At 64.8% G+C, this 16548-nt stretch carries 19 protein-coding genes; 15 read left to right on the top strand and 4 right to left on the bottom strand.

Going from position 1 to position 16548, the window contains the following annotated elements; genetic code table 11:
* The 5 genes from JOZ00_RS15210 to JOZ00_RS15190 all read left to right on the top strand — a co-directional run.
* A partial coding sequence (locus JOZ00_RS15210) for a nitroreductase family deazaflavin-dependent oxidoreductase (RefSeq protein ID WP_293344903.1) occupies nt 1-285 on the top strand: 285 nt, incomplete at its 5' end.
* Nucleotides 286-416: 131 nt separating this feature from the next.
* Entirely contained in the window at nt 417-1349 is a 933-nt protein-coding gene (locus tag JOZ00_RS15205) for a class I SAM-dependent methyltransferase (RefSeq protein ID WP_293344901.1), read from the top strand.
* Nucleotides 1346-1978 (top strand): class I SAM-dependent methyltransferase, encoded by a 633-nt coding sequence (locus tag JOZ00_RS15200; RefSeq protein WP_293344899.1) that lies wholly within the window; start codon nt 1346-1348, stop codon nt 1976-1978. Before JOZ00_RS15205 ends, JOZ00_RS15200 begins: the two co-directional genes overlap by 4 nt.
* A 131-nt stretch (nt 1979-2109) precedes the next feature.
* Complete coding sequence (locus JOZ00_RS15195) at nt 2110-2928, top strand: AraC family transcriptional regulator (protein ID WP_293344897.1); 819 nt, start codon at nt 2110-2112, stop codon at nt 2926-2928.
* 4 nt (nt 2929-2932) lie between these two features.
* Complete coding sequence (locus tag JOZ00_RS15190; protein WP_293344895.1) at nt 2933-3346, top strand: VOC family protein; 414 nt, start codon at nt 2933-2935, stop codon at nt 3344-3346.
* 58 nt (nt 3347-3404) lie between these two features.
* Here the strand turns inward: JOZ00_RS15190 and JOZ00_RS15185 are convergent, their stop codons facing one another.
* On the bottom strand, nt 3405-4130 hold the full coding sequence (locus tag JOZ00_RS15185; protein ID WP_293344893.1) for a chitin-binding protein: 726 nt from the start codon (nt 4128-4130) through the stop codon (nt 3405-3407).
* Nucleotides 4131-4312: 182 nt separating this feature from the next.
* Between JOZ00_RS15185 and JOZ00_RS15180 the strand changes: the two genes are divergently transcribed.
* From JOZ00_RS15180 to JOZ00_RS15170, 3 genes are all read left to right on the top strand, one after another.
* Nucleotides 4313-5026 (top strand): VIT family protein, encoded by a 714-nt coding sequence (locus tag JOZ00_RS15180; RefSeq protein WP_293344891.1) that lies wholly within the window; start codon nt 4313-4315, stop codon nt 5024-5026.
* A gap of 87 nt (nt 5027-5113) precedes the next feature.
* Nucleotides 5114-5953 carry a thioesterase family protein gene (locus JOZ00_RS15175; RefSeq protein ID WP_293344889.1) on the top strand — a complete coding sequence of 280 codons (840 nt, stop codon included), beginning with the start codon at nt 5114-5116 and terminating at the stop codon, nt 5951-5953.
* On the top strand, nt 5950-7500 hold the full coding sequence (locus JOZ00_RS15170) for an AMP-binding protein (RefSeq protein WP_293344887.1): 1551 nt from the start codon (nt 5950-5952) through the stop codon (nt 7498-7500). The genes JOZ00_RS15175 and JOZ00_RS15170 overlap by 4 nt, the downstream gene beginning before the upstream one ends.
* An 8-nt stretch (nt 7501-7508) precedes the next feature.
* Here the strand turns inward: JOZ00_RS15170 and JOZ00_RS15165 are convergent, their stop codons facing one another.
* Nucleotides 7509-8420, bottom strand: coding sequence for an NAD(P)H-binding protein (locus tag JOZ00_RS15165; RefSeq protein ID WP_293344885.1), 912 nt, complete (start codon nt 8418-8420; stop codon nt 7509-7511).
* A gap of 206 nt (nt 8421-8626) precedes the next feature.
* Here JOZ00_RS15165 and JOZ00_RS15160 point away from each other — a divergent pair, with 206 nt between their 5' ends.
* Together JOZ00_RS15160 and JOZ00_RS15155 are read left to right on the top strand one after the other, a co-directional pair.
* Nucleotides 8627-9013 (top strand): hypothetical protein, encoded by a 387-nt coding sequence (locus JOZ00_RS15160; RefSeq protein ID WP_293344883.1) that lies wholly within the window; start codon nt 8627-8629, stop codon nt 9011-9013.
* A gap of 57 nt (nt 9014-9070) precedes the next feature.
* Nucleotides 9071-10054: a nitrilase-related carbon-nitrogen hydrolase gene (locus JOZ00_RS15155; protein ID WP_293344881.1), complete on the top strand. Its 984-nt coding sequence runs from the start codon at nt 9071-9073 to the stop codon at nt 10052-10054.
* 66 nt (nt 10055-10120) lie between these two features.
* On the opposite strand, the gene JOZ00_RS15150 is transcribed toward JOZ00_RS15155, so the two are convergent.
* Nucleotides 10121-10741 carry a TIGR03085 family metal-binding protein gene (locus JOZ00_RS15150; RefSeq protein ID WP_293344879.1) on the bottom strand — a complete coding sequence of 207 codons (621 nt, stop codon included), beginning with the start codon at nt 10739-10741 and terminating at the stop codon, nt 10121-10123.
* A gap of 166 nt (nt 10742-10907) precedes the next feature.
* On the opposite strand from JOZ00_RS15150, the gene htpG reads away from it, so the two are divergent.
* The 3 genes from htpG to JOZ00_RS15135 all read left to right on the top strand — a co-directional run bounded on the left by htpG (nt 10908) and on the right by JOZ00_RS15135 (nt 14484).
* Nucleotides 10908-12845: a molecular chaperone HtpG gene (htpG, locus tag JOZ00_RS15145; RefSeq protein WP_293344877.1), complete on the top strand. Its 1938-nt coding sequence runs from the start codon at nt 10908-10910 to the stop codon at nt 12843-12845.
* A gap of 92 nt (nt 12846-12937) precedes the next feature.
* Nucleotides 12938-13153: a hypothetical protein gene (locus JOZ00_RS15140; RefSeq protein ID WP_293344875.1), complete on the top strand. Its 216-nt coding sequence runs from the start codon at nt 12938-12940 to the stop codon at nt 13151-13153.
* Nucleotides 13154-13191: 38 nt separating this feature from the next.
* Entirely contained in the window at nt 13192-14484 is a 1293-nt protein-coding gene (locus tag JOZ00_RS15135; protein WP_293344873.1) for an MFS transporter, read from the top strand.
* A gap of 47 nt (nt 14485-14531) precedes the next feature.
* On the opposite strand, the gene JOZ00_RS15130 is transcribed toward JOZ00_RS15135, so the two are convergent.
* On the bottom strand, nt 14532-15149 hold the full coding sequence (locus JOZ00_RS15130; RefSeq protein ID WP_293344871.1) for a PadR family transcriptional regulator: 618 nt from the start codon (nt 15147-15149) through the stop codon (nt 14532-14534).
* A gap of 70 nt (nt 15150-15219) precedes the next feature.
* Here JOZ00_RS15130 and JOZ00_RS15125 point away from each other — a divergent pair, with 70 nt between their 5' ends.
* Both JOZ00_RS15125 and JOZ00_RS15120 read left to right on the top strand, forming a co-directional pair.
* Nucleotides 15220-16296, top strand: a complete 1077-nt coding sequence (locus tag JOZ00_RS15125; RefSeq protein ID WP_293344869.1) for a nitronate monooxygenase — start codon at nt 15220-15222, stop codon at nt 16294-16296.
* 35 nt (nt 16297-16331) lie between these two features.
* Nucleotides 16332-16548: VOC family protein (locus JOZ00_RS15120; RefSeq protein ID WP_293344867.1), on the top strand; the 217-nt coding region annotated here is incomplete at its 3' end.

The following is a 16548-nucleotide window of genomic DNA, read 5'->3' as shown; positions in this document are numbered from 1 at the left end:
CGCGTCAACCCGGTGGCCTACTTCGATATCGACGGCAAGATCTACGTCATCGGCTCCGCGGCGGGCCGGGAGAACAATCCCGCGTGGGTCCACAACATCCGCGCCAACCCGCAGGTGAGCGTCGAGATCGGCGATGAAGCCGCAAAGTCGGCCACAGCGCACGAACTCCCGCGCGACCGGCGGGATGCTATCTACCGGACGGTCGTCGAGCGTGCCCCGGGGTTCGGCGAATACCAGGAGCAAACCGACCGCATCATCCCCGTCTTCGAATTGGTCACCCAATAGCGGCCGTGAGACGCCCGGACCTGCCGAAATAACCTTTCACGTACAAATCTGCCCGACAGGGAACCGTGCGGGCCCATGTTTCGTTATATGGGCTAAGCAAAGTTTGATTCCGAATGGGGGAGAACAACCGCATGCCACGCACAGACAACGACAGCTGGGATCTGGCCACCAGTGTGGGCGCGACCGCCACGATGGTCGCAGCCGCCCGGGCTATTGCCACCAAAGCCGACAACCCGTTGATCAAAGACCGGTTCGCCGAGCCATTGGTTCGCGCCGTCGGCATTGACTTCCTGACACGATGGGCGACCGGTGACCTGCAGGCTGCTGACGTCGATGACGACGAGTCGCCCTGGAAGCTCGAGCACATGCCCGACGCGATGGCCGCCCGCACTCGATTCTTCGACTCCTTCTTCCACGACGCGGCGCAGGCGGGAATCCGCCAGGCCGTCATCCTGGCTTCCGGTCTCGACGCACGCGCCTACCGGCTGGCGTGGCCTGCCGGCATGACGGTGTTCGAAATCGACCAGCCGCAGGTGATCGAGTTCAAAACGTCCACCCTGGCCGGCCTGGGCGCCACACCGCAGGCCGAACTGCGCACGGTCGCCATCGATCTACGACAGGACTGGCCGAAAGCGTTGGAAGAAGCAGGTTTTGACAAGACTCAGCCCGCCGCGTGGATCGCGGAGGGATTGTTTGGATACCTGCCGCCAGAAGCTCAAGACCGCTTGCTGGACAACATCACCGCGCTCAGCGCCAGCGGAAGCCGACTCGCGTGCGAAGCCATCCCGGACAGCTCGGAGCAGGACCTCGACAAAGCGCGGGAAGTAATGCAGCGGGCCACCGCCAAATGGCGCGAGCATGGTTTCGACTTGGAATTCGCCGACCTCGGCTACGAGGGGGAGCGCAACAACGTCGAGCTTTACCTGGACAACCTGGGCTGGCAGTCGACGGGCATCAAAATGGGTGAGCTGCTTGCCGATCATGGGCTTGCGGCGATCTCGCAGACCAACGATTCTGTGTCGATGGCCGACACCATCTACTACAGCTCGGTGCTGAACAAATGACCGAGGTGCAGCGTCGAGGGCTCAACACCGCCATCACGCGAATGTGGGGCTTCCTGGCCCCCGCCTACGATCTGCCGTTCTTGCAGCAGTGGGTCTACCGTCCGCCGCACGACGAGGTGATTGCCCAGCTACGCAGCCACCAATCCCGCAGGATCGCTGACATCGCCTGTGGTACAGGGATTCTCAGTGACCGGATCGAGCGTGAAATACAGCCTGACGAGCTCTATGGCGTCGACATGTCCGTCGGCATGCTCAATCAGGCTCGCGCCAGGTCCAGTCGGGTGCAATGGCTACGGGGCCCGGCCGAGCAGCTTCCCTTCGATGACGGCGCGCTCGATGCCGTCGTGACCACATCTGCGTTCCACTTCTTCGACCAGCCGGCGGCGCTGCGCGAATTCCATAGGGTGCTCGCCCCGGGCGGACTTGTCGCGATCAGCGCGCTGAGCGTTCGCCAGCAGCGCCTGCAGTCGGCCTCGGCGAGGTGGAAACCGCAGCACAACCCGTCACCGGCTGAGATGCGGACCCTGTTCGAGGACGCGGGTTTCGTCATCAGCGATCAGCATCGGGTCCGGCGTGCCGTTTGGACGCAGTTCATCGGCGATCTGATCACTGTGGGTACCAAGCGCTGAACGGTACGGAGCCCGCGCGCGTAAAAGGGTGGCGACGGACTACGGCGTCGATGAAGACTGGGCGGACCTGGTTCGTTGCCGCGCAGGTTCGGTGGGCTGACTCGCTCATCTCTTCGTCATAACCTGAGCGGGTGGGCGCGAAGCGGGTTGTCCGCCGGCCACATCCGGCGGTGCGATTCTTGGCGGGCAGGTACATCGGTTACGAGCAGGACGATGTCACTCTGCCGCTGCACCGCGGTCTTCCGTCGCGCCACGTCACGCTCATCATCAGTCTGCGGGACCCGGTGCGGGTCCGAGCGCAGACGGGAACCGTCGCCGCGTCGGGGTTGATCGGTGGCCTGCACACCGATCCGGTGTTGATCGCCCAGGATCGCACGCAGTGCGGTATCCACCTCGAGTTGCATCCGTTGGGCGTGCGCACCCTGCTGGGGTCGAGTTCGGCGGATCTGAGTGGTCACGTCGTCGCGCTGCCAGATCTGGGACGACCGGCGCTGGCCCAGTTGCCGGACAGGCTGGCCTCGACGCGAAGCTGGTCGGATCGCTTCCGCATCCTCGACGAGGTCCTGGCGGCGGCGGTCGCCGAGCCGCTATCCGTTAGCGCCGAGCTCGCAGAGGGCTGGCGTCTGATGAGCGACGCCGCCGGTCGGGTGCGCATCGCGGATGTCGCCGCTGAGATCGGCTGGAGTAGAAGGCATTTCGCGCACAAATTTCATAAGGAGACCGGGCTGACCCCGAAACAGGTTGCCCGGGTGCTGCGCTTCGAACATGCGGGCACCCTGCTGCGCCGGGGTCAGGTCGATCTGTCTCGGCTAGCGGTCGAGTGTGGCTTCTACGACCAGGCCCACCTGAGCAATGAATGGCGCGCAATGGCTGGGTGCTCGCCACGGACCTGGATTCGTGAAGAGCTCCCATTCCTCCAAGACGACGACATTCTCGGATGTCCAGACTGAGTCCATGACCGAAACACCCACACCCACAGTTTGGCCCGCCCTGCGCTACGACGACGCACCCGCGGCGTTGCGCTTCCTCGTTGATGTGCTCGGGTTTGCCGAGACGATGGTCGTTGCGGGCCCGGACAATTCGATCGCGCACGCCGAACTGCGCTGGCCGGAAGGCGGGGGAGTGATGTTGGGCAGCACCGGCGGTCCCGCCGACGGCGTCCACGACGCGATGAAGCCCGGCAGCAGCTGCGTCTACGTGGTCTCGGCCCACGTAGACGCCATCCACGCGAAAGTCAGGGCCGCGGGCGCCGAGATAAGCGCCGAATTGCACGACACCGACTATGGCTCACACACTTTCAGCCTGCGCGATCCCGAGGGCAATTCGTGGAGCATCGGCACTTACCGGGGCGCACCGGAGAAGCGGTAGCTCAAAGCACGACGCCCGCCTCGCCGGGTGGCGAAGCGGGCGTCGCGTCTACTGCTCTTTACAGCGGGATCCAGACTCCGAAGAGCCAGAAGCCCCATGCGTTGAACCCGGGGTCCCAAACGGGGGTTTCCTGGTAGCCCCAGTAGTTGACCGGGCCATAATCCCAGTGCCCACCGGGCGGAGGAAGCGGCCTGCCTCCCCAATCCGGTCGCGGCGGCTCGCCGGCCCCCCACGGAGCCGGTCCGTCGCCCCACGGGGCCCCGTGGAAGTAGCCACGCTGCGCGTCGCCATGCCAGGGTCCGCCAGGGTGGGGATCGGGACCACCGCGTTCGCCGGGCCCACCGGGTCCGCCTGGGTGGTCACCTGGGCCGCCAGGTCCGCCTGGGTGGTCACCCGGACCACCAGGACCGCCTGGGTGGTCACCCGGACCACCGGGTCCGCCCGGACCGCCTGGGTGGTCACCCGGACCACCGGGTCCGCCTGGGTGGTCGCCTGGTCCGCCGGGTCCACCGGGGCCGCCAGGACCACCGGGGTGGTCGCCACCTGGGCCGCCGGGTCCGCCCGGTCCACCAGGCCCGCCCGGGTCACCGGGCGCGTTCGGATGGCCGCCAGGCCCGCCAGGGCCGCCATGGTCGCCGCCGGAAGCCGGGGCGCCATGGCCCCCTGCCGGTGCCGGCGGTGGTCCTCCGGGGGCGGCGTTGGCCGCGCCAGCGCCCATGCCGAAGGCGGCAGCGCCGAGAGCGCCAGCCACGGCGATCCCCCCGATCATTTGGTTAAATTTCATGGTTTTTCACCTTCTACTAGTGAATTCCTGAGAATTCCCCCCTTACACCATCCAAACCGTAGAAAGCTTTCCTATGGACCGGCTGTGAGAGGCCCATGCAGAACTTTTGGGCGACCAAAACGATGCTTTGGCAAGGCTATGTTGGCTAGTCACGCGCGTTTTCGGTGTATATCCTTTCGCCCGTGCCGCGTACGCCACATGCGAATGAGCCCCATCTCGGATCGGTATCCGCGAAGTTGAATTGGCTACGCGCCGGGGTTCTCGGGGCAAACGACGGAATCGTCTCCACTGCCGGGATCGTCGTCGGCGTGGCGGCCGCGACCGTGCAACGCGCCCCGATTTTGACCGCGGGAAGCGCGGGCCTGGTGGCGGGGGCGGTGTCGATGGCGCTAGGGGAATACGTGTCGGTCAGCACCCAGCGCGACACCGAGAAGGCGCTGCTGGATGAGGAGTGCGAGGAGCTGCACGACGATCCCGCGTCCGAGCTCGACGAGCTTGCGACGCTCTATGAGGGGAAAGGTCTGACGGCGGCGACCGCCCGCAGGGTGGCGGAGGAACTCACCGACCACAATCCTCTGCTCGCGCACGCCGAAATCGAATTGGGTATCGATCCCGAGGAACTGTCCAACCCCTGGCAGGCGGCGCTGTCCTCGGCGGTGGCGTTTTCCGTCGGCGCCCTGTTGCCGTTGATCGCCATCCTGGCCCCGCCGACCGCATGGCGAATCCCGGTTACCGTCGCGGCCGTCTTGGTCGCGTTGACCATCACGGGGGCAGTGTCGGCGGGTTTGGGCAGAGCGCCCAAAGGTCGTGCCGTGCTCCGCAACGTCATCGGGGGCGGTCTTGCCTTAGCGATTACTTACGTGATCGGGCATCTGGTGGGCGCAGCGATCGCCTGACCGGCAGTGACGGGAAGCGCAACTGTAACATCCACGGTTGCGGTCCCGAACGTGGTCCGAACGCCTCATGACCTGGAGAATGCTGCAGTGGCCGAGCCCGATGTCGTGCTGGATGAACCCGAATTGGCGGGCCCGAAGCCGTACTTCATGCGCGACGAAACACGCTTCGTTCCAACCGGAATCGCGCGTGGTGGCTGGGGGCCGTCGCTCAGTGGCCACGTTGTCGGTGGACTGTTGGGCTGGGCCGTCGAACGCGCGGCCGACGACCCGGATCTACAACCTGCGCGGTTGACCGTCGACCTTCCCCGGCCGACGGCTTTGCAGCCCATCGAGGTGCACACTCGCGTGCTGTACGACCGACGGCGACTGCGGCTGATCGAGGCCGTTCTCACCCAGGAAGGCGACTCCGTAGCGCAGGCCACCGCGTTGTTTCTGCGGCGCGGCCAACAACCGGAGGGGCAAGTCTGGTCACCAGAGGTGCCGATGCCACCGCTGCCGGACGGCGGCTATTCGACGCTTTTCATGCGGACCTATGGCTGGGGGACCGGCGTGCAGAATCCCGACCCTGACTGGCCGCACGGCTCCGGGCCGAAATACACCTGGTTGCACGAGACTCGGCCGCTGATCGACGGCGAACCACTCACCGCCTTCACCCGCGCGGCAATGGCCGGCGACATCACGGCATCCATCGCCAACTGGGGCACGGAGGCCTTGCAGTTCATCAACGCCGATTACACACTCACGCTGAGCCGACTGCCAGAGGGCGAGCATATCGGCCTGGCCTCGCTCACTCACCAGAGCGACGAGGGCGTGGCCACCGGGTCGGCGATTCTCGTCGACCACAAGGGCCCGATCGGCACGGGCATATCAGTCGCCATCGCGCACTCCGGCTTTCGTCCCACATCGGTGAACCCTGCGGCCGGATGAGGCACGCAACAGACACCACCTTTTGGGCATTGATCGCCGACGCGGCGCAACGCGGATCAGATCGGGCGCTGCTCGCCGACGAGCACGGACGCAGCCTGACCGCACGCCGGCTTCACGACGAGGCCTGCGCGACCGCCGCCGCACTCGCCGAACGGGGGATCCGCGCGGGAACCGTTGTGTCCTGGCAGTTGCCGACGACGCTGGAGACGATGGTTGTCATGGCCGCGCTCGTCCGGCTCGGCGCGGTGCAAAACCCGATCATCCCGATACTGCGCGAAAACGAGGTCAACTTCATCACCGGCCAACTGGCCACGGAATTCTTTGTGGTGCCGGAGGTTTGGCGCGGATTCGAGCACGGCGATCTTGCGCGGGCTTTGGCGCGTGATCGCGGCTTTGAGGTCATCACCGTCGACCTGGTCACGCCTCCGGCCGCCGGCGAGCTTCGGCTGCCTCGCGCGAATGCTAGCGCCCTTGCTCCGCCACCCGCCCCGGCGGACGACACCCGCTGGATTTACTTCTCCTCGGGAACCACCGCCGCTCCCAAAGGAATTCGCCACTCCGACGCGTCGCTGATCGCCGGCTCGGCGGCGGTTGTCGACATGGTCGGCACCACCAGCAGCGACGTGGATCCCATCGCGTTTCCGATCGCACACATCGGTGGGGCCGCGATGTTGGCCACCGCCCTGCTGACCGGCCTGCGGTTGGCGCTGTTCGAGTCGTTCGATCCGGCCAAGACGCCGCTCGCCATCGCCGCGCACGATCCGACGTTCCTGGGCACGGCGACGCCCTTCTTCGTGGCGTTCCTCGATGCCCAACGCGCGCACGGTGATCGGCCGCTGTTCCCGTCGTTGCGCGGTTGCCTCGCCGGAGGCGCGCCCATCACCGCCGAGCTCGGACGTCAGGTCCGCGACACCTTTGGGTTGACCGGCATCGCCAACGCCTGGGGCCTCACCGAGTTTCCCGCGGCGACTTCGCCACCGCTCGGCGCGCCGCCAGAGGTGCTCGACCACACGGTCGGCGCGCCGGTATCCGGTGTCCGCGTCCGGGTGGTCGACAACCACGAGGTGGAACTCCCTGCGGGACACGAAGGGGAATTACGCCTCAAGGGGCCTCAGTGCTTCCTGGGCTACGTGGACGCCACGCTTGACGCAGACGCGTTCGACAAGGACGGCTGGCTGCGCACAGGCGATCTCGGGCTGGTCGATGCCGACGGCAACGTCCGAGTGACGGGGCGGATCAAAGACGCGATCATCCGCAACGCGGAGAACATTTCGGCCCTCGAGATCGAGAACGTGCTCGCCACCCATCCCGCCGTCGCCGACGTTGCGGTCATCGGCATTCCCGACCCGCGTACCGGCGAGCGAGTCTGCGCCGTGGTGGTAGCCGAACCGGCCGTCGAGGTTTCGTTGGAATCCCTTGTGCAGCACTGTCATTCGCACGGCCTGAGCCGCTACAAACATCCCGAGCGTCTCGTGGTCGTCGATGCGCTGCCGCGCAACCAGTTCGGGAAGGTCATCAAGAGGGAGCTGCGTGCGGCATTCGGGTGACGAGACCGTCAGGAGAACAGCTGTGGGTTCTCGGTGATGTATTGGGCGACAGTCAATGCGGGTCGGCCCGTGAGCTCTTCGACGTCTTTGGTGGCACGATCATAGCGGCCCTCTCGATGAAGTCGTGCCATCGTGGCGAGGTGCTGCTGTAGGTGCGCGGGCAGACCCACGGGCTTGAGCACATCCTCCACCCACGCGTCGAGCGGGACATCGACGCCGGTGATCGGTCGCTGCAAACCACGGGCGTACTGCGCGGCCAATCCTTCGATGTCCAGGCTCTCCGGGCCGGTCAACTCGTACACGTGCCCGATGCGTCCCGCCGGTTCCAAAAGCACGGTCGAGACCGCACGGGCGACGTCACTGGCGGCGATAGGCGACGTACGGCCCTCGCCGAACGGCAGCACCAAGATGTTCCGCTCGCGCAAGGACGGGACCGCGAACAGCGTGAAGATCGGATTGTCAAGAAACGCCGTCGGTCTCATGTGGACGACCGGCACCCCGGACCAGTTCAGCACATGCTCGGCGAGATAGTGCAGGCGATGCTGACGGGACTCGCCGACGCTTGTCAGTGTCATTTGCGAAACCGTCATCTGTGACATGTTCGCGAGCACCTCGAGCCGCCCCAATTGCAATGCCGCATCGCACACGACCACAGTGGCCTGCAAGTAGTCGGGGGAGACGCTCATGGAAAAGAACATGCGATCGACACCGGTCATGGCGCGCACGACGTCTTGCGGATCGGTGAGGTCGCCCACCACCACCTCGGCGCCGAGTCCCCGCAGCCCGTTGGCCCGCTCGTCGTCGCGATGCACCAACGCGCGCACGCGTTCTCCGCGTCCCCGCAGTTGGTCGACCACCAGCCGGCTCACGCCACCGGTGCCTCCCCCGGCGCCGGTGATCAGATACAGGGGCCCAGTCACGACCGACGACCCACTACTAGTTGGCAACTCCAGCGATTCATGCGCCGCTCCTGCCTGCAAGCCAGTGGTCAAAAGTGTAGGCCGGTTATCGCCTCGCGGCGTATGGTTCGGAATGCACGCCATGGATGTCAGTCGGACGCTCCGCCCGGCTCGGAGGGGACGCCATACCGCATCCGGCTGCGCCGGACTTCGAACGGAGGCACGGCATGACGTACATGGGCAATCCCTATTACCCCTTGTGGTTAGACAATCTGGCTCACGATGTCAGCCTGGAGGCCGCGGCGATGGATGGTGTCGCCCAGGGCGCGGACGACGTTCGCGCAGTCATGGTTGTGGCCCGAGAGCAATATGAGAATCAGGTGTTCAGTTACGCGGGCCCATGCGGCGACTACGGCTTTGTCGAGGATTACACCTCCGAGGTCCGCGGCGTGAAAACGAGAGTCGTCGTCCTGGTCACCTACAACGACACCGGGCAGACGCAGCGCATTGTGGTGAACCACCGGCCACGCAGCGCGTTGCTGTCCTTTTCTCGCTTGATGCTCGAAAAGTTTTCCGGCACAGCGCTGGCCAAGCATTGGGAGGGTACTCCCTAAGGGGTGCAACGCTTCTGACTAGCCAGCCTTGAGTGGACGTCGAAGAAGAAGGCGATAATGTCCGCAGTTCGAGCCGCCGCCGTGCAGATCAGCCCCGTGCTTTACAGTCGCGAGGGCACCGCGGCCAAAGTCGTTGCAAAGATTGATGAATTGGCCAGCCAGGGCGTGAAATTCGCGACCTTTCCTGAGACTGTTATCCCGTATTACCCGTACTTCTCGTTCGTGCAGCGCCCGTTCGAAATGAGTTCAGAGCAACTCAGATTGATGAACGAAGCGGTGACCATACCGTCGTCGACGACGGATGCGATCGGTGAGGCCGCCCGCCGCGCGGCAATGGTCGTATCGATAGGCGTGAACGAACGCGCCGGCGGCTCGGTGTTCAACACCCAGTTGCTCTTCGACGCTGACGGTGCCCTGATACAGCGTCGGCGCAAGATCAGCCCGACGTACCACGAGCGAATGATTTGGGGTCAGGGCGACGGCAGCGGATTGAAAGCGGTCGACAGCGCTGTCGGTCGCGTCGGTCAATTGGCCTGCTGGGAGCACTACAACCCGCTGGCCCGCTATGCCTTGATCGCCGACGGCGAGCAGATCCACTCCGCCATGTTCCCGGGATGCTTTGGCGGCGAGCTCTTCGCCCAACAGGCCGAGATCAGCGTCCGCAACCACGCCCTGGAATCCGGTGCCTTCGTAGTCAACGCGACTGCCTGGCTCGACGCCGATCAGCAGGCGCAGATCATGGCCGATACCGGTTGCCCGCTGGGTCCGATCTCCGGTGGCTGCTTCACCGCGATCGTCACCCCGCAAGGCGAACTGCTGGGTGAGCCCCTGAAATCCGGTGAGGGGCAGGTGATCGCCGATCTGGATTTCTCATTGATCGATAAGCGCAAGGCGCTCATGGACGCCGGTGGGCACTACAGCCGCCCTGAAGTGCTCAGCCTGCAAATAGATCACACACCGAGATCGCCCATCCATACGCAAAATCACGAGCACGAAACCATCGCCGACACCGAGCTGCCCGCCAAGCCCACAGGAAAGTAACGCACCTATTAAAGCGGAGTGCGAACTTCCTTGTGGTGCTGAAAGTGTCTGGAGTGACGCGGAATGTCATAGCCCCTTCGGCGCTTCGCGGACAGCCTGTGCCGCCGCCGGATCGCCCTCGACATCGACTCGCGCGAGACGCCCGACGGAGAACAGCAACAGCTCCTCGGGCGCGCCGGTGACCGTGACCGCGGAACCGCTCCCGGCGGTCAGCACCGTTTTGCCTGCCGGGGTTCGCAGCGCCACCCGGCCGGGCATCTTGGCCAGCGTCAGCCGCGCCATCAGCGGCAGGGTGCGGCTCAGGCTGTTGCTCAGCGCGGGCTCCAGCGTGCGCGGCTCCCAGCCGGGCTGCGCGCGCCGCACATCCTCGTGGTGGATGAACATCTCGGCGACGTTGGCCACGGGGTCCAGCAGTTTGAGCGGCGAGTACACCGGCGGCCCGGCCGCCACTTTGTCGACCAGCGCTTCCCATTCGGTCTGCTCGGCCACCTGGTTCTGCACCTTCTGCGTGCGCGAGGCAAAGAACGGGATCAGGATGCCCGGCATGGCGTCGGGGCGGTACTCCCGGATCATCAGGTGGGCGGCCAGGTCCCGGGTCTTCCATCCTTCGCACAGCGTGGGCGCATCGGGCCCCACGCCGCGCATGGTCTCGACGAGGGCGGCACGTTCGCGTTGAGCAACGGACATCTGCTCAGCGTAAGGCCCCGACGAGACGAGTACGGGCGAACATGCTCTGCAGCCCTGGTGAAGGCTTCGCGGAGTGCCCAGGGAAGGCGAACCCCCGGTCAGGCCCGCTAAGCGCCTCGGTAAATTTGGCACCGTTCTGTCCGCAACAGGAGAAGTAGGGAATGTCATGAGCGCGCAAGTCGAGCAGTTGGAGTTCCAGGCAGAGGCTCGGCAACTACTGGATTTGATGGTCCACTCCGTCTACTCCAATAAGGATTCCTTCCTGCGGGAGTTGATCTCGAACGCGTCCGACGCGCTGGACAAGCTGCGGCTGGAAGCCTTCCGCAACAAGGACCTCGACGTCGACACCTCGGATCTGCACATCGAGATCGACGTGGACAAAACCGCCCGCACCCTGACCATCCGCGACAACGGCATCGGCATGACCCGCGCCGAAGTCGTGGATCTGATCGGCACACTGGCCAAGTCGGGTACCGCCGAATTGCGGCAGCAACTCAAGGAAGCCAAGAACGCCGCGGCCTCAGAGGAACTGATCGGGCAGTTCGGCATCGGCTTCTATTCGAGCTTCATGGTCGCCGACAAGGTCGAACTGCTCACCCGTAAGGCCGGCGAGAGCGAGGCCACCAAGTGGGAATCGAGCGGCGAGGGCACCTACACCATCGAAGCCATCGAGGGTGCTCCGCAGGGGACGTCGGTCACCCTGCATCTCAAGCCTGAAGACGCCGAGGACGAGCTGCACGACTACACCGCGGACTTCAAGATCCGGAGCCTGGTCAAGAAGTATTCCGACTTCATCGCCTGGCCTATCCGGATGGAGGTCGAGCGCCACATCCAGGTCCCCGTCGAGGAGGGCTCCGAGGAGACCCGCGAAGAGGTCGTCATCGACAACGAGACCCTCAACTCGATGAAGGCGCTGTGGGCCCGCCCCAAGGAGGAGGTCTCCGAGGAGGAGTACAGCGAGTTCTACAAGCACGTCGCGCACGCCTGGGATGACCCGCTCGAGGTGATCGCGATGCGGGCCGAGGGAACTTTCGAATATCAGGCCCTGCTTTTCATCCCGTCCCACGCGCCGTTCGACCTGTTCAATCGCGACGCCCAGACCGGGATCCAGCTGTATGTCAAGCGCGTGTTCATCATGAGCGACTGCGACGAGCTGATGCCCGAGTACCTGCGCTTCGTCAAGGGTGTCGTTGACGCCCAGGACATGTCGCTGAACGTCTCGCGCGAAATCCTGCAGCAAGACCGGCAAATCAAGGCTATCCGTCGCCGGTTGACTAAAAAGGTGCTATCGACCATCAAGGACCTGCAGTCCGAGCGGCCGGATGATTACCGCACCTTCTGGACGCAGTTCGGCAGGGTCGTCAAAGAGGGCTTGATGTCGGACTTCGACAACCGTGAGACCCTGCTGCAGGTCTCCTCCTTCGCCTCGACGCACAGCGACGAGGACCCCACCACCTTGGCCGAGTACGTGGAGCGGATGAAGGAAGGCCAGGAGCAGATCTTCTACGCCACCGGCGAGACGCGTCAGCAGATCCTGAAGTCGCCGCACCTCGAGGCCTTCAAAGCCAAGGGTTACGAGGTCTTGCTGCTCACCGACCCGGTCGACGAAGTCTGGGTGGGATCGGTCAACGAGTTCGACGGCAAGCAGCTGCAGTCGGTCGCCAAGGGCGAGGTGGACCTCAGCTCCGAAGGGGAGGAGAGCGAGGCCGAACGGGAAGAGCAGCAGAAGGATTTCGCCGACCTGCTGACCTGGCTGAAGGAGACGCTCAGCGATCACGTCAAGGAGGTGCGGCTGTCCAACCGCCTGACAGAGTCGCCCGCGTGCCTGATCACCGACGCCTTCGGCATCACACCGGCGCTCGCCCGCCTTTACCGGGCGTCCGGCCAAGATGTCCCGGTCGGCAAACGGATTCTCGAGCTCAACCCGAATCACCCGCTGGTCACCGGCCTGCGCCAGGCGCATACCGACCGTGCCAATGACCCTTCGGTCGCCGAGACGGCCGAATTGCTCTATGGCACAGCTCTTCTCGCTGAAGGCGGCGCGCTGGAGGATCCGGCCAGGTTCGCAGAGATGCTCGCCGACCGGCTGGCGCGCACCGTGTAGCCCCTGCTTTGCCAGATCGACGACGCGGGTGCCCGTGCCCAGAACGACGATTTGCGCGATTGAAAGCTCGCTGACAGGGATAATCAGGTCCCATGGTTGAGTTTCGCGTTGTCGACCCGCACGGTCACGTCGTCGCGACGAAGAAATTTGCCGGCGCGGAGGCCGCCCACGCATGGTTTGTCGGCTTCATGGTCGGCAAGTCCGAGCTGGGTTGGCGCATGGAGGTCAACGACGAAGGGCAGTGGGCTTTCTTCGACGACACCGAAGGCTTCACCGCTCCGGGCAGCCACCGCCGGGAACGCCGCTGAGTCGCGCGCCGCTCGTCGCGGGCCGCTAGATTGGTCCAATGACCGAGCGGGTCGCGCCCGTAAGACATCGCACGCCTCTCAACCGTTCCCAGATCGCCGGCTTTTGGGGCGCCTGGACGGGCTGGACGCTCGACGGGATGGACTCGTTCATCTATGCGCTCGTGCTCACCCCCGCGCTCACCGAGCTACTGCCCCGTTCGGGCTACGCCGCGACGACGTCCAATGTGGGGCTGGCTGGCTCGATCCTGTTCGCCCTGTTCCTGGTCGGCTGGGGCCTGTCGTTCATCTGGGGACCGATCGCCGACCGCTTCGGCCGCACCAAGGTGCTGGCCGCCACGATCTTCACCTTCGCCATCTTCACCGGACTCTCCGCCGCCGCGCAAAACGTTTGGGAACTGGCGATTTTTCGCTTCATCGCGGGGGTGGGAATCGGTGGTGAATGGGCGCTCGCGGGAACCTACGTCGCCGAGGCTTGGCCTGAAGACCGGCGCAAGATGGGGGCGGGCTATCTGCAGACCGGCTACTACGCCGGTTTCTTCCTCGCGGCGGCGCTGAACTACACGATCGGTGTCCACTTCGGTTGGCGTGCAATGTTTTTGACCGGCGCGGTGCCGGTCGTCGTCGCGATCTTCATCCTGATGCGCGTCCAGGAGACCGAGAAGTTCCAGGAGGCCGAGTCGCACAGCAAGGACCATGTGAAACCGCTGCGCGAAATTCTCGGGCCACGCTACCGGCGTCGCACGTGGGTGGCCGCCGCCCTGGTGACCATTGCAATCGTGGGCTTGTGGGCGGGCGCGGTTTATGAACCGTCGGCGGTGATCCAGTTGGCGCAGCACGCGGGCATCGACAAAGCCGGTGCGACCAAGACCGCATCCTGGGCCACGGGCCTGCTGTCGATTGGGACGATACTGGGCTGCTTAGCTCTCCCGGTGATCGCCGAACGGATCGGACGTAAGAAGACGCTTGCGATCTATTTCGCGGGCATGGCGGTGTCGATCGCCGGCAGTTTCGGCTGGGCGTTTTATCTGCCCCACGGGCTCGCGCCGTTCATCGCGTGGCTGTTCGTGCTCGGGTTTTTCGGTGGCAACTTCGCTTTGTTCAGCCTCTGGCTGCCGGAGCAGTTCGAGACCCGGGTGCGCGCGACGGCGTTTGCGTTCTGCACGTCGTTCGGTCGCTTCGTGGGCGCGGGCGTGAACTTCTTGCTCGGCGCGGCGGTGCTGCACACGCATACCCTGGGCCTGCCGGTTGCGCTGACGGCCATCGCTTTCGTGATCGGGCTTTTCATCATTCCGCTGGCGCCGGAGACACTCGGCGAGCCCTTGCCTCAATAGGGCGGGCGGAGACGCCTGTAGCGAGGTGTTGTGTGGCGAACGATGCTCTAGGCGGACCATCCAGAAGTGAACGCGCCGGGCGGCACGGTAGCGCCGGTTGCCGGCGTGACACCGGTCCATCCAGCTATCGCGTCCTCGGCCCACTGGGCCCACCCGACTAGCGCCTCGTACTGGCCCATGAGCAGCTGGCCAGTGATGGCAGCGATCGGCAGGCGATCCGGAAAGGGGCCGCCGGTAGTGGCGTAATCCTGTGACCTGGCCTGGATTTCAGCGAGTTGCGCTTCGGCGTCCGCCCGCACCTCTCGCACGGCCGCACGTAGCTGCGTCACATCGCCAGCATCGGCGAACGCCACTTTGATCATGGCTTCGAACTCCATCTGCATCCCCGCGGCGGGTTTGTCGAGCCAGTTTCGTAACTCGGCGCGCCCCGCATCGGTGATCTCGTACACCGTGCTACGGCGCTTGCCGGTGAAGGTGGCCTGGCAGGTGGCCAGGCCCGCGGTGGCCAGTTTTTTCGGCTCTTCATAGATCATGCTGGCGGCTCGCGGCCAGAACCAGCTCAACGTGCGTTCCATCTGCTGAGCGAGTTCGTATGTGGTGAACGGCTGAATCGAGAGCAGCCCGAGTATCGCGAACGACGTCGGGGTCAGCTGTCTAGGCGCCATAAGAAGACAATACTCCAAATTGGAGTATTGTGGTGGATACTCCAATTTGGAGCGTTCACGAGGAGGGGCGATGCCCGAATTATCAAGGGATCCGATTGCCGACCACGCAGCGGCCGCGCTAGGGGTGCCCGCCCTGCAGACCCGCTTGACCCAGGACTATGGCGTCCTGCACCCGTTCGTCGGGGCGGGTATGGGCTTTATCGCACACGAACGGCTGGCTGCCGCGGTAACGGATGCCGGGGGATTGGGTGTCCTGGGCGCGTCCCCCGATCCGGCAGGCAGTCTGGTCGTAATGGCAGAACGATTGCGCGCGTTGACTACTGGGCCCTTCGGGGTCGACCTGATCTGCGCCGACACTGGGCTCGGGCCGGCCAGCACGGACGAGCATATCGACGCTTGTATCCAACTGGGTGTCCCGCTGGTTGTATTTCACCATGACCCGCCGCCGCCCGCCTGGGTCAGCGCGTTACGCGCCGCGGGTATACGGGTGTGGATGCAGGCCTCTTCGCCCGAACTTGCTGCAGCGGCAATCGAACTCGGTGTCAACGGGATTGTCGCCCAGGGCAGTGAGGCGGGTGGTCACGCCCGCGGGCGCATCCCGTTGCATGCGCTGCTGCGGACGATCCAAAGCGATTGGCCCGAGATGCTGTTGTTGGCGGCAGGGGGCATCGCCGACGGGACGACCGCAGCCGCGGCTTTGCGTACCGGTGCTGACGGCGTATGGGTAGGCACCGCATTGGTCGCCGCCGCGGAAGCCAATGCACATCCTGAATACCAGCGTCGACTCATCGAGTCACGCGGTGAGACGCTGCGCACCAATGCTTTCGGACCCGAGTGGCCCGACCAGCCCTACCGGCTTCTCGACACTCCGGCCGTGCGTAACGCAGACGCAAGCGTTCATGAAGCCGTTCGACAAGCGAACGGCACCATTGGCCGGACTCGGCTTTTCCCGCATTCGGTAAATCTGCCTTATGACTTGCCGGCTAGGTCGGCGTTGCCGCCCACGCCCGAAACCACCGGTGATTGGGAATCGATGGCCTACCCGGCCGGCGAAGGGGTAGGCAAAGTTCGAAGGACAGCGCCTGCGGCCGAGATCATCCGGCAAATGATGGACCAGGCACACGACATACTCGCAGCGGAGGGGTGACGGCGTGTCCGGCATGTGGGCTAGGAGGATCCGTTATGGCAACTTTCAGTAGGGTGTCGCATATTTCGTTCTCGGTTCGTGACGCCGAAGCGAGCGCCCGATGGTGGGCTGAGCTGCTCGAGTTGACCGAAATCGAGCGGGTTGCCGGGGACGGATGGCGCGGCATTCTGCTCATGCATCACTCGTCGCGAACCATCATCGAGTTCCAGCAGCATGACGAAAACCGCGGCGAGGCCTTCGATCCGCGGCGTA

This window comes from Mycobacterium sp. (genome assembly GCF_019243155.1).
Taxonomy (GTDB): domain Bacteria; phylum Actinomycetota; class Actinomycetes; order Mycobacteriales; family Mycobacteriaceae; genus Mycobacterium.
The sequence above is the reverse complement of the archived record's forward strand: the minus strand, read 5'-3'. Positions and strand labels throughout refer to the sequence as shown.